Annotated in this window: 14 protein-coding genes; 8 read left to right on the top strand and 6 right to left on the bottom strand. The window is 67.1% G+C overall.

What is annotated here, in order from left to right:
- The first annotated feature begins 109 nt into the window (after positions 1-109).
- From B5520_RS03540 to sufU, 6 genes are all read left to right on the top strand, one after another.
- Positions 110-718, top strand: coding sequence for a 50S ribosomal protein L25/general stress protein Ctc (locus B5520_RS03540; RefSeq protein ID WP_079595651.1), 609 nt, complete (start codon positions 110-112; stop codon positions 716-718).
- A gap of 112 nt (positions 719-830) precedes the next feature.
- On the top strand, positions 831-1,421 hold the full coding sequence (gene pth, locus B5520_RS03535) for an aminoacyl-tRNA hydrolase (protein WP_079595650.1): 591 nt from the start codon (positions 831-833) through the stop codon (positions 1,419-1,421).
- A gap of 122 nt (positions 1,422-1,543) precedes the next feature.
- Positions 1,544-4,276 carry a helix-turn-helix transcriptional regulator gene (locus tag B5520_RS03530; RefSeq protein ID WP_079595649.1) on the top strand — a complete coding sequence of 911 codons (2,733 nt, stop codon included), beginning with the start codon at positions 1,544-1,546 and terminating at the stop codon, positions 4,274-4,276.
- Positions 4,263-6,923, top strand: a complete 2,661-nt coding sequence (locus tag B5520_RS03525) for a helix-turn-helix transcriptional regulator (protein ID WP_368483716.1) — start codon at positions 4,263-4,265, stop codon at positions 6,921-6,923. Before B5520_RS03530 ends, B5520_RS03525 begins: the two co-directional genes overlap by 14 nt.
- A 495-nt stretch (positions 6,924-7,418) precedes the next feature.
- Positions 7,419-8,747 (top strand): SufS family cysteine desulfurase, encoded by a 1,329-nt coding sequence (locus B5520_RS03520; RefSeq protein ID WP_079595647.1) that lies wholly within the window; start codon positions 7,419-7,421, stop codon positions 8,745-8,747.
- A 21-nt stretch (positions 8,748-8,768) separates the two neighbouring features.
- Entirely contained in the window at positions 8,769-9,218 is a 450-nt protein-coding gene (sufU, locus tag B5520_RS03515; protein ID WP_079595646.1) for a Fe-S cluster assembly sulfur transfer protein SufU, read from the top strand.
- 73 nt (positions 9,219-9,291) lie between these two features.
- Here the strand turns inward: sufU and B5520_RS03510 are convergent, their stop codons facing one another.
- From B5520_RS03510 to B5520_RS03500, 3 genes are read right to left on the bottom strand one after another with little or no spacing between them, the layout of a single operon-like run.
- Complete coding sequence (locus B5520_RS03510; protein ID WP_079595645.1) at positions 9,292-9,513, bottom strand: SCO4848 family membrane protein; 222 nt, start codon at positions 9,511-9,513, stop codon at positions 9,292-9,294.
- A 4-nt stretch (positions 9,514-9,517) separates the two neighbouring features.
- Positions 9,518-10,015 carry a DUF2505 domain-containing protein gene (locus tag B5520_RS03505; RefSeq protein ID WP_079595644.1) on the bottom strand — a complete coding sequence of 166 codons (498 nt, stop codon included), beginning with the start codon at positions 10,013-10,015 and terminating at the stop codon, positions 9,518-9,520.
- Between the two features lie 44 nt (positions 10,016-10,059).
- Positions 10,060-11,568 (bottom strand): SDR family oxidoreductase, encoded by a 1,509-nt coding sequence (locus B5520_RS03500; protein ID WP_079595643.1) that lies wholly within the window; start codon positions 11,566-11,568, stop codon positions 10,060-10,062.
- Between the two features lie 227 nt (positions 11,569-11,795).
- On the opposite strand from B5520_RS03500, the gene mfd reads away from it, so the two are divergent.
- Together mfd and B5520_RS03490 are read left to right on the top strand one after the other, a co-directional pair.
- Positions 11,796-15,473, top strand: a complete 3,678-nt coding sequence (gene mfd / locus B5520_RS03495) for a transcription-repair coupling factor (protein WP_079595642.1) — start codon at positions 11,796-11,798, stop codon at positions 15,471-15,473.
- 3 nt (positions 15,474-15,476) lie between these two features.
- On the top strand, positions 15,477-16,292 hold the full coding sequence (locus B5520_RS03490) for a metal-dependent hydrolase (protein ID WP_176156746.1): 816 nt from the start codon (positions 15,477-15,479) through the stop codon (positions 16,290-16,292).
- Positions 16,293-16,406: 114 nt separating this feature from the next.
- On the opposite strand, the gene B5520_RS03485 is transcribed toward B5520_RS03490, so the two are convergent.
- From B5520_RS03485 to B5520_RS03475, 3 genes are all read right to left on the bottom strand, one after another.
- Positions 16,407-16,670, bottom strand: a complete 264-nt coding sequence (locus B5520_RS03485) for a hypothetical protein (protein ID WP_079595640.1) — start codon at positions 16,668-16,670, stop codon at positions 16,407-16,409.
- 53 nt (positions 16,671-16,723) lie between these two features.
- Positions 16,724-17,440 carry a deoxyribose-phosphate aldolase gene (deoC, locus tag B5520_RS03480; RefSeq protein WP_079595639.1) on the bottom strand — a complete coding sequence of 239 codons (717 nt, stop codon included), beginning with the start codon at positions 17,438-17,440 and terminating at the stop codon, positions 16,724-16,726.
- Positions 17,441-17,551: 111 nt separating this feature from the next.
- Complete coding sequence (locus tag B5520_RS03475) at positions 17,552-18,412, bottom strand: FAD-dependent oxidoreductase (RefSeq protein ID WP_079595638.1); 861 nt, start codon at positions 18,410-18,412, stop codon at positions 17,552-17,554.
- Between the last annotated feature and the right edge of the window lie 137 nt (positions 18,413-18,549).

The raw sequence follows: 18,549 nt of genomic DNA, 5'->3' as shown, positions 1-18,549 counted from the left end.
CATGTGAAGGGCTGCCTTCTTGAAAGGGCCGCCTTCGGCCGCCCGGCGTTGAAGGTCGCAACAGACCTCCGCCCTTGCTGAACACCGTTTAGTTTTCAAGGAGATTTCCATGTCTGAGCAGAAGCTCGCAGCAGAACTGCGCACCGAATTCGGCAAGGGCTACGCCCGCCGCGCACGGATGGCGAACCTGATCCCCGCCGTTATCTACGGCCACGGCGCAGAGCCCATCCACGTCACCCTCCCGGCCAAGGCCACCACCCTGGCTGTCCGCACCGCCAACGCCCTGCTGTCCCTGGACATCAACGGCGAAGGCCACCTGGCCCTGGTCAAAGACGTACAGCGCGACCCGATCAAGCAGATCATCGAGCACATCGACCTCCTGACGGTCCGCCAGGGCGAGAAGGTCACCGTCGACGTTCCGGTCCACGTCACCGGCGAAACCGCCCCCGGCACCGTCCACAACCTGGAACTGACCGTTGTGTCCCTCGAGGCCGAGGCAACCCACCTGCCCGAGACCGTCGAGGTCAGCATCGAAGGCCGTGCCGCCGGCGAGCACATCCACGCTTCCGACCTGGTTCTGCCGAAGGGTTCCGCACTGCTGACCGACGCCGAGGCGCTCGTGGTCAACATCTCCGAGGCCACCGCCACGGAAGAAGAGACCGAAGCCGCTGAAGGAGCCGAGGCTCCCGCAGCAGCCGGGGAAGCCGCAGCAGAGTAATCAGCCGCTACTTCCTGACAGTGGCCGGATCCCGCAGGGGTCCGGCCACTGTTGCGTCTGCCGCCCTCCCGCCGCGGAAACACCCCTCACAACACCACCTTAGGATTGACCCATGACTGATACCTGGCTGATCGTCGGCCTCGGCAACCCCGGCGCCCAGTACCACGGCAACAGGCACAATGTTGGCCAGATGGTGCTCGACGAACTGGCGGGCAGGATCGGCGCCGGGTTCAAGACCCACAAGGCACGTGCCCAGGTTGTGGAGGGGCGGCTCGGTATCGGTGGCCCCCGCGTGGTGCTGGCAAAGCCCATGACCTACATGAATGTTTCGGGCGGTCCCGTCTCGGCGCTGGCCAACTTCTACGGCATCACGCCGGACCACGTGGTTGCCGTGCACGATGAGATCGACATTCCCTTCAACACGGTGAAACTCAAGATCGGCGGCGGGGAAGGCGGCCACAACGGGCTGCGGGACATCTCCAAAGCACTCGCCACCAAGGACTACCTCCGCGTCCGCGTGGGGGTGGGCCGTCCACCCGGCAGGATGGACACCGCGGACTACGTCCTGCGTGACTTTGGCAGCGCGGAGCTTAAGGAACTGCCGTTCCTGCTGGACGAAGCGGCCGACGCCGTCGAGTTGCTGCTGCGCGACGGGCTCACGTCAGCCCAGCAAAAATTCCATCCGGCCAAATCCGATCGATAGCAATATACAAACTTAAAGTCGTTTTGACCTGTCTCCTGGTCCGTGCCACAGGGTACTCTTCTTCGTATGCGGGGGAGCAATGGGGCTACATCCCGCTATCGCGGGATGTAGGGGAAAAGTTCATGTCAATCGAGCCACTCAGCTGGGGACGTGGGTCAACACCTCAGGACGTTGGGCTGCGCACACCAAGCTCCGGTGCACCGGGGCAGCAATGGTCCGCGCCCGCCCGCAGTGCCAACCTGGAAACCGTCCGCACTGCGCTGACCACTGAAAACTCATTGGGCGTCGTCATCACCGGGGGCCGCGGGGTAGGCAAATCCTCCCTCGCCCGTGCCGCCGTGGCCGATCTGGGGCCGGAGGTGTGGTCCCTGCAGCTCCGCAGCGGGCCTACCGGATCCACCACGCCCTACGGCTGCCTCTCCTTCCTGCTGGCCAGGCTTCCGCAGGCCTACATGGGGTCGCCCACGGCCATCCTGCGCGGCATCACGTCGCTGATCCGCAGCGACGCCGCAGGCAGGCCATGCGTGATCACCCTTGACACCTCAGGCAGCATTGACGACATGAGCGCCGGAGTGCTGTTGAACGTACTCCTGACGGGCACCGCCAAAATCATTGCCGTCGCACCGAACATCAGCGACCTTCCGGCCGACTTCCACTGGCTGCTCACGGACCGGCGCCTGACAGAAGTACGCCTCAACAACCTCAACGAGCTCCAGACCCGCCAGGTCCTGCTGTCCCTGCTGGGCCACCGGGTGTCTGCCTCCCTGGTCAACACCTACCACCGGATGGTGGGCGGCAATCCGCTGCTGCTCAAAGCACTGGTCACCGAACAGCAACTGTCCGGAAACCTGGTGCTGTCCGACTCCGTCTGGACCCTGCGTGACAAGGTGGTGCTCGACGGCGCCGCCAGCCTCGATGACATCGTCCGGTCTCGCTGGTCGCGGGAAACCCCGGAAACCCGGGAAGTCATTGAAATGCTGTCCTGCGCCCGCCGGGTTGAGCTGTCCCGCCTTACCGCCGTGTACGGGGCAGACGTCGTGGCGGACATGGAAGACGGCGGGCTGCTGGAGGTCGACGACTCGGACCACCGGTGGGTGTCCCTGCGAGAAAAGTACATCGGCGACGTCGTGCGCACCTGGCTGAGCATCGCCCGGCGCCGTGAACTGCGCAGCGTGCTGCTGGCAGGTGAGGAACCTGATCCGGCCCGCATGACGCTCGAAGAACTGATGGCGTTTGCCGCCTGGACCCATGAGTGTGAGGCCCCGCTGAGCCCCGCCCTGGCCCTCGCGGCTGCCGAAGCGGCGGTCCAGCTGTTCGATCCGCGGTTCGCCCTGACCTACGCCGAGATGCTGCACAGGACGGACCGCGAATGGCTGCCCGCGCAGCGCCAGAAGGCTGCCGCGTACCTGCAGCTGGACATGCCCGTCCAGGCACTCGCAGCACTGGACGGCATCTCCCGGCCGGAACTCGAGGCCCTGGACGTCGAGGAATACGCGCACGTTGTAGCCGCCAAAGCACGGGTCATGATGAGGCTGCCGGAGCGGGCCGGCAAGGTACCGGAACTTCTTCAGGAAGCCCGGAACAGGCTGGCACCGGCCGGGAACAACGCATCATGGCCGGAGCCCGCCGCCGTGGCAGCCAACCTTGTCTCTTTGAGCGACTTCGAATACCGCGCCTTCGTGGGTGACTACGCCGCCTTGATTCCGGACCTTGAGGCAGCCGCGGACCCTGCCTTGAACCCTGACGCGGACTACCGGATGCATTCGGCCATCCTCCTGATGACTGCACTAGCCCTGACCGGCCGGGAAATGGACGCCTTGGGCCTGATGCGGCAGCTCGGCGGCCAGATCAGCGACGCCTCCCACGTGGTGGGCCTGCGTGAGCGGTACACCAGGGAGGCCTACCTGGTGCTGCTGCTGGCCGGGCAGTGGCGGCGGTGCATCGACCTGCTGGGACCACAAAGCGACGAGGAACAGTACCGGCTTCCCTACGGCAGTGCCGCCACGGAACTGGCTGCCGGGATCGCCTACGTCTATGCCGGCCGGGGCGCTGCCGCGCTCGATCCGCTGATGTCCGCTGCCGCCCAGCTGGAACTGCAACCTGTGCAGGCTGCACTCCGCTTCGCCTACGCGGCAACAGCCCTGGCGCACGCGCAAACCGGCAACGCCGGCCAGGCCCGCAAATACCTCAGCAAACTGCAGCGGGTTCCCGGCACATCAGGTTTCGCAACCGAAAGCCTCATCAGTTTCTGCGCCCTCGTGGCGGGGCGCTGGCTGGGCGACTCCGACGCCGTCACCCGCCTGAAGCAGTCGGCCCGCCAGAACATGGAGGCCGGGCGCTACACGCTCGCCGGCGTCGAACTGCTTGCGGCCACGGTGAACGGGAGCGACAACGACTTCCGGCTTCTGGAGGAGCTTGCGTCCCACCGCCAGGGACCACTGGCGGAGGTTTCCCGGCTCATTGCCGTGGGCAGCCGGACCAGGGACGCGAAGACGCTCCTTGCCGGCGGCGAGCTGGCGGCCACGCTGGAACTGGACGCGGTGGAGGCCAGGTGCATGGCCCTGGCCGTGGACTTCGCACGCCAGGACGGGGATTCCATCTCCGCCCGGACCGCGCAGGCCCGCCTTGACATCCTGGCCGCCACTGTCGCCAACCTGCCCATCGTGCCCAGCAGCGGCAGCCCGCTGCTGACGAGCAGGGAGCGCCAGATTGCCCGGCTTGCAGGGCGTGGTGCGTCAAACCGTGACATTGCCCTGGAAATGGGCGTGTCAGTCCGGACTGTGGAAGGCCACCTGTACCAGGTCTTCACCAAGCTGGGCGTAACTTCCAGGGGTGATCTGACTGGACTCGTCTAATGGACACAAGCCGGCACCGGCGCACCGGCTCCTCACCGGCCGCCGCGAGCCGCTGGACCGGATCTGCAACATTGTCCGGAACCGCACCAGCCAGGCAGTTTTCGTCATGGCCGGTCCCGGCATCGGCAAATCATCCCTGACGGAGGCCATCGCGGAGCGGCTTGCCGGCGACATGCACATCCTGCAGATCCATGCCAGTTCCGCCCTCACCGCCGTGCCGTTCGGGGTCCTGACCCCGTACACCGCTGACCTGACAGCCGAGGAATCAGTCTCACCCGTAGCGGTCCTGCGTTCCATGTGGACATATTTCGAGAAGCTCAAGACGGGTACCGGCAGCCAGGTCCTGCTGGTGGTGGATGACGCCCACCATCTGGATGACGCTTCCGCCGGTGTTGTGGCAGACCTGATCTCCGCTGGCTGGGCGACCGTCGTGGCGGCCGCACGTCCGCGGCCTGGATTGCCGCAGCCCCTGGACCAGCTGTGGTACGACGGCCTGGCCGAGCGCGTGGACCTGCGGCCCCTGAACCGGGAACAGATCGAGGAAGTCCTCGCCCACGTCCTGGACGGAACAGTTCCCGCAGCCACCGTTGACTCGCTCTGGAGTGCATCAGGCGGCAACCCCCGCATCCTGGACGCGCTGTTGCATGATGCCGCCGAAGCCGGGATCCTGTCCAAGCGCAACGGGATCTGGATCCTGCTGGGCTCCCTGCCGGCTGACGGCGCCAGGTTGACGGCAGTGGTTGCAAAGGACCACCTCCGGCGGCGGCCCGAAGAACAGGAAGCATTGAAGCTGATTGCGCTGGCCGGACCGGTTGGGCGGAAGGTCATCGAGGACATCTGCGGCGCCCCTGTGGTCCGGTCCCTGCTGGACCAGCAGATGGTGGTTGAAACGTCCGGGGTGCCGGCTGAGCTCTCCATGTGGAACGCCTTGTTCGCCAATGCGATACGGAACACGATTTCGGTGTCCCGCAGCCTTCAGCTGCAGGAAAGAACCCGCGCACACCAGGACGGCATCGTGCTGCGCGGCGAAGGCCGGCTGCGTTCCGTGGAATGGGCGTTGGAATGCGGGCTGCGGATACCCGACGCCGACCTGCTGGAGGCCGCCCGCGAGGCGTTGGCGCGGTTCCGCAACGACAGCGCCGCCTCCATCGCCGCCAGGGTGCAGGACCCCGCGATGGCACCCATGGCCCGGGCGGTCCACGCCCGTGCACTGTACAACAACGGCGCCTATGCGGACGCTGCCGCGCTGCTTGACGGCTGCTGGCTTCAGCTTGCGGACGATCCCCAGGGCCCGGCAGTCCTCCTGCTCCGGGTCTCGGCGCATCAGGCGGCCGGGCACCAGCTGGCAGCCGTGGCCGAGGACGTCCGGGAGCACACCGGCCGGTCAGCCGACGGGCAGCGGACCTGGCAGGAGGAGATCCTCCACCTCCTGCAGTCAGGCGCCGAGGTGGACTACCGGGCGCTCGCGGCCGAGGTGGAAACCATCAGGAACCGAAGCTCCCCGGAAGCGGACGTTGAGCCCATCGGCGCTGTGGGCGAGGCGTTGCTGGCCCATGCCCTTACGGCTGCCGGACGGCCCGCAGAAGGACTGGATGCCGCGCTGCTGGCAGCTTCCGAGCTGCCGCCGCTGGAAGACAGCCTGTTTTTCTTTCCCGAGTTCGTGCTGGGCAGGCTCGTCATCAGCTACCTGGCCATGGGGGAGTGGGAATCAGCGGAGCGGGAACTCGACAGCTACGCCGCCGGCCATGCCACCGGTGCCGCAACCTTTGACGGCAGCCTGCAGGTGCTCCGTGGCTATTCGCTGCTGAAGCAGGGCCGGATGGAGCGCGCCTACCAGCTGCTGCTGCCGGCGGTGGAAGCACTGAGGCTCAACGACCCCCTCCAGCTGTTCCGCTTTGGTTCTTCGCTGGGCTTCTATGTTGCGGCGCGGCTGGGAGACTCCGCGCAGGCAAGGCGCCTGGAGCAGGACTACAAGGACGCCGTGGCCGGCGGGCCCGCGCATGACCTCCTTGCAGGAGCGTACGCCGCCGCGGCCGCCGAGTACTTGTCCCGCGACGGCAAGGGCATCGCCTCGCTGCACACGATGATGACAGCTGCCGAAGCCTCGGGAAGGGCCGGCCACCTGCTCGAACTCCTGGCCGTGTGCTGGGATCTGGGGGACCCGTCGGTGATTCCCATGGTGCAGGACGCCGCGCGCGATGTGCTGGGACGCTGGGCAGCGGCCATGCTGACGCTTGCCACCAGCTGGGAAGCGGCCGACGGGGATGCCTTGATGGAAACGGCGGCATCGCTGGAAGCGTCAGGCTTCGTCAACCTTGCCCGCGAGGCCTACGCCCGTGCCAGCTCCGTACTGGAGCACGCCGGGGAACGCCGCCGCTCCAGGCAGGCTGTTGCGCAGCGCGAGCGGTGCGACCATGAACTGGGCGAACGGTTCAGGGAAGGCCGCTTCATCGCCGCGGCTCCCGCCGTCCACCTCACCCGGCGTGAACAGGACATCGTGGAACTCGCGGTGCAGGGCCTCACCGACCGCGAGATAGCGCAAAAGCTGATGGTCTCCGTCCGCACCGTGGAGGGGCACCTGTACAGGACCTACGTGAAGCTGGGTGTACGCAGCAGGGACGAACTGGAGTCCGCTCTGCCCAAGTAGGCCGGGACATCCCGCAACGCCCGGCATCCGGCACGCTGCATCAACCTGCCCTTCTCACCTGCGGCTTTGTCGCCTTCAGGCTGCTCCGCTGTGCCATGCCCGCCTCCGCTCTGACGGGAATGGACCGGTGCCTGCAGCGTCCCAGGGCTCCTAGGTAGTACCCCGGCGCGGAAATCGAGTACACCCTACTCGTGTACAGGAGGGTGGCGCAGGATTTACTTAAGGAGGCAAAGCAAACGGCAGGCAGGACGCCGCAGAGGTTGCCAGCAGCACATCGAGGCCTCTTTCAAACTTCCGGTCCCCAGGGACCGGGCCAAGACGGGGCCGGCGGCGTCAGAGTCTTCTGAGACCGAGACTCTCCCCCCAGCCGTCGCCGGCCCTCCACTCCGCGGGCTGAAGCCCGGAGCGACTGTGGCGGCTGCCCCTCCGGGCGGCCGCCACAGTCGTGCTGTGGGACAATTGAATGTCATCCGTTGGCATCCCAAGGAGATTGTTTTGGCCCTCGTATCAACGCCAGCCTCACTGGAGCAAGCCCTCCCGGCCACACTGGATAACGCCGAAGTTCTCCGCATCCGTAATGATTTCCCGGTCCTGGACCAGCTCGTCAACGGACGGCCACTGGTTTATCTGGACTCCGGGGCAACCTCACAGAACCCCCTCAGCGTCATTGAAGCCGAGCAGGAATTCTATGAGCAGCGGAATGCGGCCGTGCACCGTGGCGCCCACCACCTTGCCGTGGAGGCCACCGAAGCATTCGAGGACGCCCGGCAGACAGTGGCCGACTTCATTGGCGCCGACTACTCGGAGACCATCTGGACGTCCAACGCCACCGAAGGCCTGAACCTCATCTCCTACACCCTGTCCACAGCGGGACTGTGGGCTGCCCAGGGCCGGGGTGACGCCGGGCTGGCGGACCTCGCCCTGAAGCCCGGCGATGAGATTGTGGTGACGGAGATGGAACACCACGCCAACCTCATTCCCTGGCAGGAGCTGGCGTTCCGCACCGGCGCCACCCTCCGTTACATTCCCATCGATGACGCCGGTAGCCTCCGGATGGACCAGGCCGGGGACATCATCGGCAGCCGGACCAAGGTTCTTGCCTTCACGCATGCGTCCAATGTCCTGGGCACCATCAACCCGGTCCGGGAACTCGTGGCCCTGGGCCGCGCCGTGGGCGCTTTGGTGGTCCTGGATGCCTGCCAGTCGGCACCGCACATGGTGCTGGACGTCAAAAAACTCGATGTGGACTTCGCCGTTTTCTCCGGGCACAAGATGCTCGCCCCCACCGGAATCGGCGTGCTCTACGGCAAGCAGGAATTGCTGGATATCCTGCCGCCCTTCCTGACGGGCGGTTCCATGATCACCACCGTCACCATGGAGCGTGCCGAGTATCTGCCTGCCCCGCAGCGCTTCGAGGCCGGGACCCAGCGCATCTCACAGGCCGTAGCCCTGGCCGCGGCAGCAAACTACCTGACGGAAACCGGGCTGGACCGGATCCACCGGTGGGAAACCGAACTCGGGGGACGGATGGTGACCGGTCTCGAATCGATCCCCGGCATCCGCGTGCTGGGTCCGGCCGCCGGCGGGGAACGGATTGGGCTTGCCGCGTTCGACGTCGAAGGCGTCCATGCCCACGACGTGGGGCAGTTCCTGGACTCCAGGGGGATCGCCGTGCGTGTTGGCCACCACTGCGCGCAGCCGCTGCACCGCCGGCTGGGGCTGACCGCCACCACCCGCGCCAGCGCCTACCTCTACAACACCACCGATGACGTGGACCAGTTCCTGGATGCCGTGGCCGGCGTACGGGCCTATTTCCGCGCCTAGCCGGAAGATCGAAGGTAACCCATGAGTTTGGACCAGCTGTACCAGCAGATCATTCTCGACCACTCCAAAGCGCGGCACGGCAGCGGCCTCGCCGGAACCGTAGCTCCCGAGGGCGCGTCCACAGGGCAATCCCACCAGCTCAACCCGGTGTGCGGGGATGAGGTGACCCTTCGCCTTGCGGTGGAGGACGGAAAGGTGGCCCAGGTTTCCTGGGACGGGGCGGGCTGCTCCATCTCCATGGCATCGGCCTCGGTGCTCACGGAGCTTGCGGAGGGCATGACCGTGGCGGAACTGCATGAGGTCATTGACAGCTTCCGCGAAGTCCTGCGGTCCCGCGGCAAGATCCACGCCGATCCGGACCTGCTGGGGGACGCCGCGGCGTTTGAAGGCGTTGCCCGGTACGCCGCACGCGTGAAGTGCGCCATGATTTCCTGGGTTGCCGCGGAGGATGCACTGAACCAGGCCGCCTGACACGCCGGCGCGGATACGAAAAGACCCTCCTCCCCGTGAAGTTCGGGAGGAGGGTCTTCCGGTTTAATGCAACTTACCCGAACAGCCCCATGATGCCGATGACGGCCGTGGCGGCTCCCAGCACCATCGAGATGCTGACCAGCACCACGTGGACCGTCAGGAACTTCGTGGCCTTGCCGGCGGCATCGCGAGCACGCGGGTCCTTCATGACCCGGCGCAGGAACTGCGGCCAGACCACCAGGGACCAGACGCCGGCCACGATCAGGACCAGGGCAGCGAAAACGGGCAGCTCCACGGAACTAGTGGCTTTCCAGCCAGGCCTGCGCCTGCTTGGCCTGCAGGTTCAGGGCCTTGGCCACCATGGGCTCGGCAGCGTCTGCGATCTTGCCGCCCAGGAAAGGCACGGAGGACTTGACCTCGCCTTCGAGCTCGACGCGGGTTCCGCTGGCCTCAGCCACCAGCCGCTGCACGGCGGTGACGTCCACGGGTGCGCCCGCGATCTTGAGGGAGATGTTGCTCTGCCGGGAGCCGTCGGCGGCGGGAGCGGCCCAGCTTTCCACCTGGGTCACCTTCAGGTGCTCGCCCACGAACTTGCGGGCGAATTCGGGAAGGCGGGTGGTGGGAAGGGTCCGCACCGACGTGGCGCTGAACGCACCGGCGACGTCGCCGTCAACGGTGAAGGATTCCAGGTTGCCGCCCACCAGCTGGCTGACGTGGCGCTGGAAATCCTCGTTCACCAGGACAGCTGCAACGCTGTCGACGGAGTGCGGAAGGGTGGTGGTAGCGCTCAGGGCCATGGGTCCTCCTGGGACATTGGGGAACGGATTTAACTCAAAACATCCTACGGTGTCCCGGCCGGGCGCTCCGCATCGACGAGCTTTTGCGCGGCCCCGGTGATGTTCCGTGCCATGGCCGGGAAGATGAGGCTGTGGAACGGCAGCACGGCCAGCCAGTACAGCCGGCCACTCAAGCCCTTGGGGAAGAAGATGGCCCGTTGCCGGTAGCGGCTGCCGGTTCCGTCGGGTTCCACGGACAGCTCCAGCCAGGCCCGCCCGGGCGCCCGCATCTCGGCACGCAGCCGCAGCAGCCGGCCGCGGTCGATCCGTTCCACCCGCCACCAGTCCACCACTTCGCCGGTGGCCAGTGTGTGGGGATGCCGGCGTCCGCGGAGCAGTCCGGCGCCTCCGGTCAGTTTGTCCAGCCACCCGCGCACCTGCCAGGCAAGGGGCAGCGAGTACCAGCCGTTCCGGCCGCCGATGCCTTCGATAATCGTCCACACATGGGCCGGGTCAACGTCGCCGTGGAAGGTCCGTTCGTCGATGTACACCTTGTGTCCGGCCCAGTCAGGGTCGCTCGGCAACGGGTCCGATGCCACGCCGGCGTTGGCCCAGGTGGTGACCACCTGGCCGTCCCGTTCCTTGCCCAGCGCCAGGGCGACGGCGGTCCGGTAGGGGGTCAGGCCGCCGTCGGGCTGTGGCACGTACTGGTCGATGTCATGTTCGTTGGACACGGCGTCATGTTGCAGGGATTGGACCAGCGGTACCGCCATGGAGAGCGGGATGGGCGTGGTCAGTGCCACCCACATGCCTGCCAGCTTCGGCGCCGGGACGGGCAGCGCCAGCACCACCCGGTAGGGCAGGCCAGCTTCCGCGGCGTACTCCTTCATCATCCCCGCGTAGGTGAGCACCTGCCGGCAGCCGACGTCGAACGTCCGGTTGATCGGCCCGTCCAGCGACGCCGCGGCCACCAGGTAGTACAGGACGTCGCGCACGGCGATGGCCTCGATCCGGTTCCGCACCCAGCTGGGTGCGGGCATCAGGGGCAGCGTTTCGGAAAGGTGGCGGATCATTTCGAAGGACGCCGAGCCGGAGCCGATCACCACGCCTGCCTGGAAGACGACGGCGTCCACCGGGCTGTCCAGGAACACCTGGCCCACGGCCTCCCGGGAACGCATGTGGGTGGAGAGCTCCACGCCCTTGGGGTGCAGACCCCCCAGGTAGACGATCCGGTCAACGCCGGCGTCCGCGGCTGCCTGGGCGGCGGTCCGGGCCATAGCCTGCTCCTTGGCCTCGAACCCGGCCCCGGCGGCCATGGAGTGCACCAGGTAATAAAAGACGTCGACGCCGGCCAGCGCCGCCCGCAGCGCGTCGCCGTCGTCCAGGCTGCTTTCCACAACCTCCACGTCGTCCCGCCACGGCACCCCGGCGATCTTGTCAGGGGAACGCACCAGCACCTTGACGCTGTGGCCTGCCTCCAGGAGCTTGGGCACCAGCCGGCCGCCGATGTAGCCGGTGGCGCCGGTGACCAGGACGGTTTTTGGTGACACCTGCAGTTTTTTGCTTTCGGTCATGCCTGTCTCCTTTTCGTCCCCAGCAGTTCGGAGCCGAAGCCACTGTGGACGGGGCTCCGGTTGCCTGGCCGGTGTGGCCAGCCTAGCCGCCACATCCGGTGGAGGCTTTCCGGATCCGGCCACAGCCATGTCGCCGGTGCGCGGTAGGCTGGGGGTACCCGGGATTCGCAGCGAATTTCGGGTTTTCGCGTTGCCTGCGATCCATGAACACCACAGGAGCTTCTGCCATGAGCCTTCCCGGCCCGTCCACCGCTGGCCAATCCACCCCAGGCCCGTCACTGGACGGCCTGCGCCGCGTACTCGCCACGGACCAGACCTTCGCCCGCGTCCGGGCCGAGGCCGCCCGGGGATTTTCCATCCGGGGCCAGGACTACCAGATCAGTGCACCTGCCGGGCTGCGGGCCGTACTGCTCGCCGAAATGGCGGACGGGCTGACGGCCGCCACGGCAGAACAGCCCGGTGACGCAGAGCCCGGCGTGGTGCTGGCCGTCACCGCCACGGGCCGCGAAGCCGAGGACCTGGCCGCCGCACTCCGCGCCTACCTGCCGGCTGACGCGGTGGCGGAGTTCCCCAGCTGGGAGACCCTCCCGCACGAGCGCCTCTCGCCGCGCTCGGACACCGTGGGACGCCGGTTGTCCGTCCTGCGCCGCCTGGCGCACCCTGAAAGTTCGACGGCGGGGCGGCTCCGGGTGGTTGTGGCTCCCGTCAGGGCAGTGGTCCAGCCCGTCGTGGCCGGGCTGGGCGACCTGGTGCCGGTCACGCTGAAGGTGGGACAGGACGTCTCCTTCACGGACGTGGTGCGCCGCCTCGCCGATGCTGCGTACGCGCGCGTGGACATGGTGACGCACCGGGGCGAGTTCGCTGTCCGTGGCGGCATCATCGACGTCTTCCCGCCCACCGAGGACCACCCCATCAGGGTGGAGTTCTTCGGCGACGAGGTGGACCAGATGCGCTGGTTCGCCGTGGCAGACCAGCGCTCGCTGTCCGCCCCCGGCATCCACCACCCCACCGAACTGCATGCCCCGCCCTGCCGCGAAATCCTCATCACGCCGTCCGTGATGTCCCGGGCCGCTACGCTCAAGGCCCAGCTTCCGGCCGCGGCCGACATGCTGGAAAAGATCGCCGGCGGCATCGCCGTGGAAGGCATGGAGTCCCTCGCCCCGGTGCTGGTCGACTCCATGGTCCCGTTCGTGGACCAGCTGCCCGCGGAATCCATTGCCGTGGTCATCGAACCAGAAAAGGTCAGGACCCGGGCCCACGACCTTGCCGCGACCAATGAGGAGTTCCTGGAGGCAGCCTGGTCCACGGCATCCGACGGCGGGACGGCGCCCCTGGACCTGAGCTCCCAGGCAACCGCGGCCCTCCACTCGGCCAGCTTCCGGTCCCTGGCAGAGACCCGCACAACCTCACTGGAGCACGGCGTTTCCTGGTGGTCCATCACCTCGCTCGCCCAGGACGAGGAGCTCCTCCCCGAAATTGACGTCCTGAACCTGCACGCCCGCGAGCCGCGCGGCTACCAGGGCGACGTGGCGGAAATGATGGACTTCATCGGATCCCACGTGCGCGACCAGTGGCGGATCGTGGTGGCCACCGAGGGCCCCGGCCCCGCCCAGCGCCTGGCCGAGCTCTTCCACGACGCTGACATCCCCTGCGCCCGCGTGGACAGCCTTGACCACGAACCCCAGGCGGGAATCATCGAAGTGACCACTGCCGCCGTCGGACGCGGTTTTGTCCTGGACGGCCTGAAGCTGGGCCTGCTCACCGAAGCCGACCTCCTGGGCCGCACGTCCGCCGGATCCACCAAGGACATGCGCCGCATGCCGTCCAAGCGGCGCAACGCCGTGGACCCGCTCCAGCTGGTGGCGGGGGACCACGTGGTCCACGAGCAGCACGGCATCGGCCGGTTCGTGGAGCTCATCCAGCGCAAGGTGGCCGGTGGAGGCGACGGCGTCCGCGAGTACCTTGTCCTGGAGTACGCGCCGTCAAAGCGCGGCGCACCGGGAGACCGGCTGTTCGTTCCCACCGACCAGCTGGACCAGGTGACCCGCTACGTGGGCGGCGACACCCCTGTCCTGAGCAAGATGGGCGGAGCGGACTGGGCCAGCACCAAGTCCAAAGCCCGGAAAGCCGTCAAGGAAATCGCCGGTGAGCTCATCCGGCTGTACTCCGCCCGGATGGCCTCGCGCGGGCACGCCTTCGGCCCAGACACGCCGTGGCAGCGTGAACTGGAGGAAGCCTTCCCGTACGTGGAAACGCCAGACCAGCTGACCACCATCAACGAGGTCAAGGCGGACATGGAGCGGGAAATCCCGATGGACCGCCTGGTGTCCGGCGACGTGGGCTACGGCAAGACCGAGATCGCGGTGCGCGCTGCCTTCAAGGCCGTGCAGGACGGCAAACAGGTGGCCGTGCTGGTGCCCACCACCCTGCTGGCCCAGCAGCACTACGAGACCTTCACGGAGCGCTTCTCCGGCTTCCCCCTGCGTGTGAAGCCGCTGTCCCGCTTCCAGGCCGCCAAGGAGGCCAAGGAGACGGCGGAAGGCGTCAAGAACGGTTCCGTGGACGTGGTGATCGGTACCCACCGGCTGCTGTCCAAGGACTTCGAGTTCAAGGACCTGGGCCTGGTGATCGTGGACGAGGAACAGCGTTTTGGCGTCGAACACAAGGAAGCGCTCAAGAAGATGCGCACCAACGTGGACGTGCTGGCGATGAGCGCCACGCCGATTCCCCGCACCCTGGAGATGTCCCTCACCGGCATCCGGGAGACCTCCACGCTGGCTACACCGCCGGAGGAACGCCATCCCGTGCTGACCTACGTTGGCCCGTACACGGACAAGCAGACCTCGGCCGCCATCCGCCGCGAGCTCATGCGCGAGGGGCAGGTGTTCCTGGTCCACAACCGGGTGTCCACCATTGAACGGACCGCGGCGAAAATCCGTGAGCTGGTTCCGGAAGCCCGGGTGGAAGTGGCCCACGGCAAGATGTCCGAGAGCCGCCTGGAACAGATCATCGTGGACTTCTGGGAGCGGCGCTTCGACGTCCTGGTGTGCACCACCATCATCGAGACGGGCCTGGACATCTCCAACGCCAACACCCTGATTGTGGACGGCGCGGACAAGTACGGCCTATCCCAGCTCCACCAGCTCCGCGGGCGGGTGGGCCGCGGCCGCGAACGCGCTTATGCCTATTTCCTGTACCCCTCCGAGAAGCCGCTCGGCGAGGTGGCGCTGGAACGGCTCAAGGCCGTAGCGGCCCACAACGAGTTGGGCGCGGGCATGCAGCTGGCCATGAAGGACCTGGAAATCCGCGGGGCAGGCAACCTGCTGGGCGGCGAACAGTCCGGGCACATCCAGGGAGTGGGTTTCGACCTCTACATCCGGCTGGTGGGCGAGGCTGTGGCGGACTTCCGCGGCGAGGCCGAGGAGAAGGCCGCCGAGATGAAGATCGAGCTGCCGGTCAATGCGCACCTCCCACACGACTATGTGCCGGGGGAGCGGCTGCGCCTTGAGGCCTACCGGAAACTGGCCTCCGCCCTCACCAACGAGGCCATTGACGAGGTCCTGGCCGAGCTGGTGGACCGCTACGGCGAGCCGCCGCTGCCCGCGCAGAACCTGGTGGCGGTGGCCCGGTTCCGGGTGGGCGCCCGGGAAGCCGGCTTGTCGGACGTCGCCCTGCAGGGCAACTTCATCAAATTCTCGCCGGCGCAGCTGCCGGAATCGAAGATTATGCGGCTGACCCGGATGTATCCGGGCTCGCAGTCCAAGCCGGCACTCGACGCTGTATTGATTCCCAAGCCAAAAACGGCGCGGATCGGTGGCCGGGACCTGCAGGACGCGGAAATCCTGGAATGGGCCAACGGAGTGATCCGCAACATCTTCTCCGACCAGCCGCTGACAGTGGCCTGACGGATGATGGGAGGACACCACGCCGCGTCGGGAGCCGCGGCGTGGGTAGCTGTTGCGTCCACCGGCCCCTACACCCTGGGCTGGTACCCGCTGGATGCCACCGGCATCCTGATCGGCGGCATGGCGACGGCGGGGACAGCACTGGTGTGCGACTGGGACCATCGGCACAGTACGGTGGCCAACTCCCTGCCGCCGCTGTCCAACGTGATTGCCGTGGGTATCGAAAACGCCAGCGGCGGGCACCGGCAGGGCACTCATTCAATCCTCGGCGCAGGGATTTTTGTGCTCCTTGCCGCCCTGGCGTCCCAGTTCCAGATGGAGACCCCCTGGGGCCTGCTGTCCGTGGGCGCCGGGCTGCTCTGCATGTTCCTGATCAACATTGCGGCCAAGGCCCTGAAGCTCTTCCCCAAGAGCGGGTTCGTCACCAACTGGATCTTCGCGCTGGCCATGGCCGGTTTGGTCACCGTGTACGCACCGGAGCAGTGGACGTGGCTGCCCATGTCCATGCTCATCGGCGTGGTGGTGCACATCGTGGGCGACCTGATCACCACCGGGGGAGTGCCGCTGCTGTGGCCGCTTGTCATCCGGCCGCCAAAGCTGCTGCGCAAGGTCCCGCTGCTGCGGAACGTGTGGCGGCCCAACGGCGCACTGTCCCTGCCATTGCTGGGCAGGGCCGGGTCCAAACGTGAATGGCTGGTGCTGATCCCGGTAAGCGCTTACGCCATGGTGGGGCTCACCGTTGCCGGCTGGTCCATCGCGCAGAACCAGTGGACCAGGGTGGCGGCGGCAGCCGGTGCCTGGATGAAACTCTGGCTATGAACGCAGAAACCCCCGGGAGTCGTCCCGGGGGTTTCGTTGGCTTATGTCCCAACCAGGTAGCAGTATGTGTCGTTTTGACCGCTCATAACGACACGTGGTGCTACTTACCTGGAATCAGTGCTCGCCGGCGGAGTCCGAGCGGCCCAGGATGGTCTGCGGGATCCAGAAGGCCAGGGCGAAGAGCCCCAGGCAGACGGCCATCGGCCACGGGTTGCCGAGCGTCAGGAAGGACAGGGAGTACACGGCTCCGAGGAACAGGGCCATGATGATGACGAAGAGAACGATGCTGCCGGAGAGCTTGTTCTCATTCTGGGGAGTGCGGACAGTGCCCTGGTTCGATGGTGAGCCCTGGTTGGACGCCGTAATCTTGCTGGACATTCGTTCCTCCTCGGCCCCGCGGGGCTCAATCTGTGGCTGCCCCCGGCCGGCCGTCAGTAGGCGGATGAACCCTGTTCACCCTTGACGATGGCAATGCCGGAGCTGGCGCCAATACGTGTTGCACCTGCAGCAATCATAGCCTGCGCGTCAGCGAGGGAACGCACGCCGCCGGAGGCCTTGACCCCCAGATCCGGCCCCACCGTCCTGCGCATGAGGGCGATGTCTTCCACCGTGGCGCCTCCGCCGTTGAAGCCGGTTGAGGTCTTCACGAAATCGGCGCCGGCCGCCACGGCCGCCTGGCACGCCAGGACCTTCTGGTCGTCCGTCAGCAGGGCAGTTTCGATGATGACTTTCAGGATGGCTCCGCTGGCATGGACTGCCTCGGCCACCGAGCTGATGTCCTCCGTCAATGCGCCCTTGTCACCGGCCCGTGCGGCGGCGATGTTGATGACCATGTCCACCTCGTCAGCGCCGTCCAGGACGGCGCCGCGCGCCTCAAACGTCTTGACATCCGTGGGCGTCGCACCCAGCGGGAAGCCCACCACCGAGCAGGTGAGGACACCGGAGCCTTGGAGGGCGGTCTTGACCGTTTTGACCCAGACGGGGTTGACGCACACGGACTTGAAGCTGTACTCGGCGGCTTCTGCACAGACCTTCAGGACGTCGGACTCTGAGGCCTCGGGCTTCAGCAGGGTGTGGTCGATGTAGGAAGCGATTGTCCCGGCAACAGCGGCGGCTGGTTGAACGGAAGGGGTGGCTTCGTTGCTCATGATGGTCCTCTCCAGGGGCCTTGTGGGCCCCGGCGCGTCCTTGACTCGTTTCGGGAACCATCTTGTCACAGCCGGGCCCCCACCCAGGGCGCCCGGAACCGGCGCCGGAAGTCAGGCGGCTGCCTGCAGGACAGGCCCGGCCGCGGAGGCCGTCAGGAGCTGTGATGCGCAGGCACCCGCAGCGGAAGCCGCGGCCACCAGCAGGCCCAGCCGGACGCCGTCGAACGCGGCCGCATCCCCGATCGCCCAGATCCCGGGGATGGACGTCCGGAAGTCCTGGCTGATGACGATCCCGCCCGTGGGGGCCGTCAGCAGGCCAGCGGTGGCGGCCAGGTCGTCCCGGGACACCCGCTCCTCGGCCAGGACCACCAGGTCACCGCTCATGCTGCTTCCGTCCTCGAAAATCACGGCGGAGGCGGCCAGCCCGGAGACAGACTTTCCGGGAACGACGGCGGCAGGGCGGGCTGTGGTGCGGATGGGACGGACGCCCCTGGCGCGCAGGACTGCCTCAGCCTGGCCGGCGGCCGCGCCGTTGCCCACCAGGATTCCCAGCGGGCGCCTGCCCAGTTCCCGGGTCACCTGGCCAACGGCCTCGGCGATACGCGCGGCGTCATCGATGGTGGAGTAGTTCAGGCACTGGCCCGCGCCCTCCACCGGGTTGGCCACGGGCGCGGACCCTGTGGCGATGACCAGGTGGTCGTAGGCGAACTCCATGCCGTCCGCCGTGGCGACGGTCCGGTTCACGCCATCGATGTGGCTGGCCGGCTGGCCGAACCGTACCGACACCTGGGGGAGCAGCGCCAGGTCCAGCAGTTCATCCGGGGTGTCATCCCGGTTGCTCAACACGGTGATGGCGCCGGGGAACCGGGCCAGGTCCAGCTGCCTTACCAGTGCCTGGGCTGCGGGACCTGCCCCGGCGATGACGATGCGGGTAGCTGCTGAGGTGGACGTGGAGGGTGCCGGAGCGGACATGTGCTGGCCCTTTCGCTGGCGGCCGGGAATGGCCGGAACTTCGTGATGCAACCCAGCGTAGGCGTGTGCTTTTACCGTTGTGTTTCCCCGTCATTGCCGCTCCGGGAGGGGTGCGTTCGCCAGTTTTTACCGGCCGG

This window comes from Arthrobacter sp. P2b, from assembly GCF_900168295.1.
Lineage (GTDB): Bacteria > Actinomycetota > Actinomycetes > Actinomycetales > Micrococcaceae > Arthrobacter.
The sequence above is the reverse complement of the archived record's forward strand: the minus strand, read 5'-3'. Positions and strand labels throughout refer to the sequence as shown.

What these genes read in the sequence shown, in the direction of transcription:
- B5520_RS03540 (WP_079595651.1), top strand. Translation starts at nt 110, where the DNA reads ATGTCTGAGCAGAAGCTCGCAGCAGAACTGCGCACCGAATTCGGCAAG.
- pth (WP_079595650.1), top strand. Translation starts at nt 831, where the DNA reads ATGACTGATACCTGGCTGATCGTCGGCCTCGGCAACCCCGGCGCCCAG.
- B5520_RS03530 (WP_079595649.1), top strand. Translation starts at nt 1,544, where the DNA reads ATGTCAATCGAGCCACTCAGCTGGGGACGTGGGTCAACACCTCAGGAC.
- sufU (WP_079595646.1), top strand. Translation starts at nt 8,769, where the DNA reads ATGAGTTTGGACCAGCTGTACCAGCAGATCATTCTCGACCACTCCAAA.
- B5520_RS03505 (WP_079595644.1), bottom strand. Translation starts at nt 10,015, where the DNA reads ATGGCCCTGAGCGCTACCACCACCCTTCCGCACTCCGTCGACAGCGTT.
- B5520_RS03500 (WP_079595643.1), bottom strand. Translation starts at nt 11,568, where the DNA reads ATGACCGAAAGCAAAAAACTGCAGGTGTCACCAAAAACCGTCCTGGTC.
- mfd (WP_079595642.1), top strand. Translation starts at nt 11,796, where the DNA reads ATGAGCCTTCCCGGCCCGTCCACCGCTGGCCAATCCACCCCAGGCCCG.
- B5520_RS03490 (WP_176156746.1), top strand. Translation starts at nt 15,477, where the DNA reads ATGATGGGAGGACACCACGCCGCGTCGGGAGCCGCGGCGTGGGTAGCT.
- B5520_RS03485 (WP_079595640.1), bottom strand. Translation starts at nt 16,670, where the DNA reads ATGTCCAGCAAGATTACGGCGTCCAACCAGGGCTCACCATCGAACCAG.
- deoC (WP_079595639.1), bottom strand. Translation starts at nt 17,440, where the DNA reads ATGAGCAACGAAGCCACCCCTTCCGTTCAACCAGCCGCCGCTGTTGCC.
- B5520_RS03475 (WP_079595638.1), bottom strand. Translation starts at nt 18,412, where the DNA reads ATGTCCGCTCCGGCACCCTCCACGTCCACCTCAGCAGCTACCCGCATC.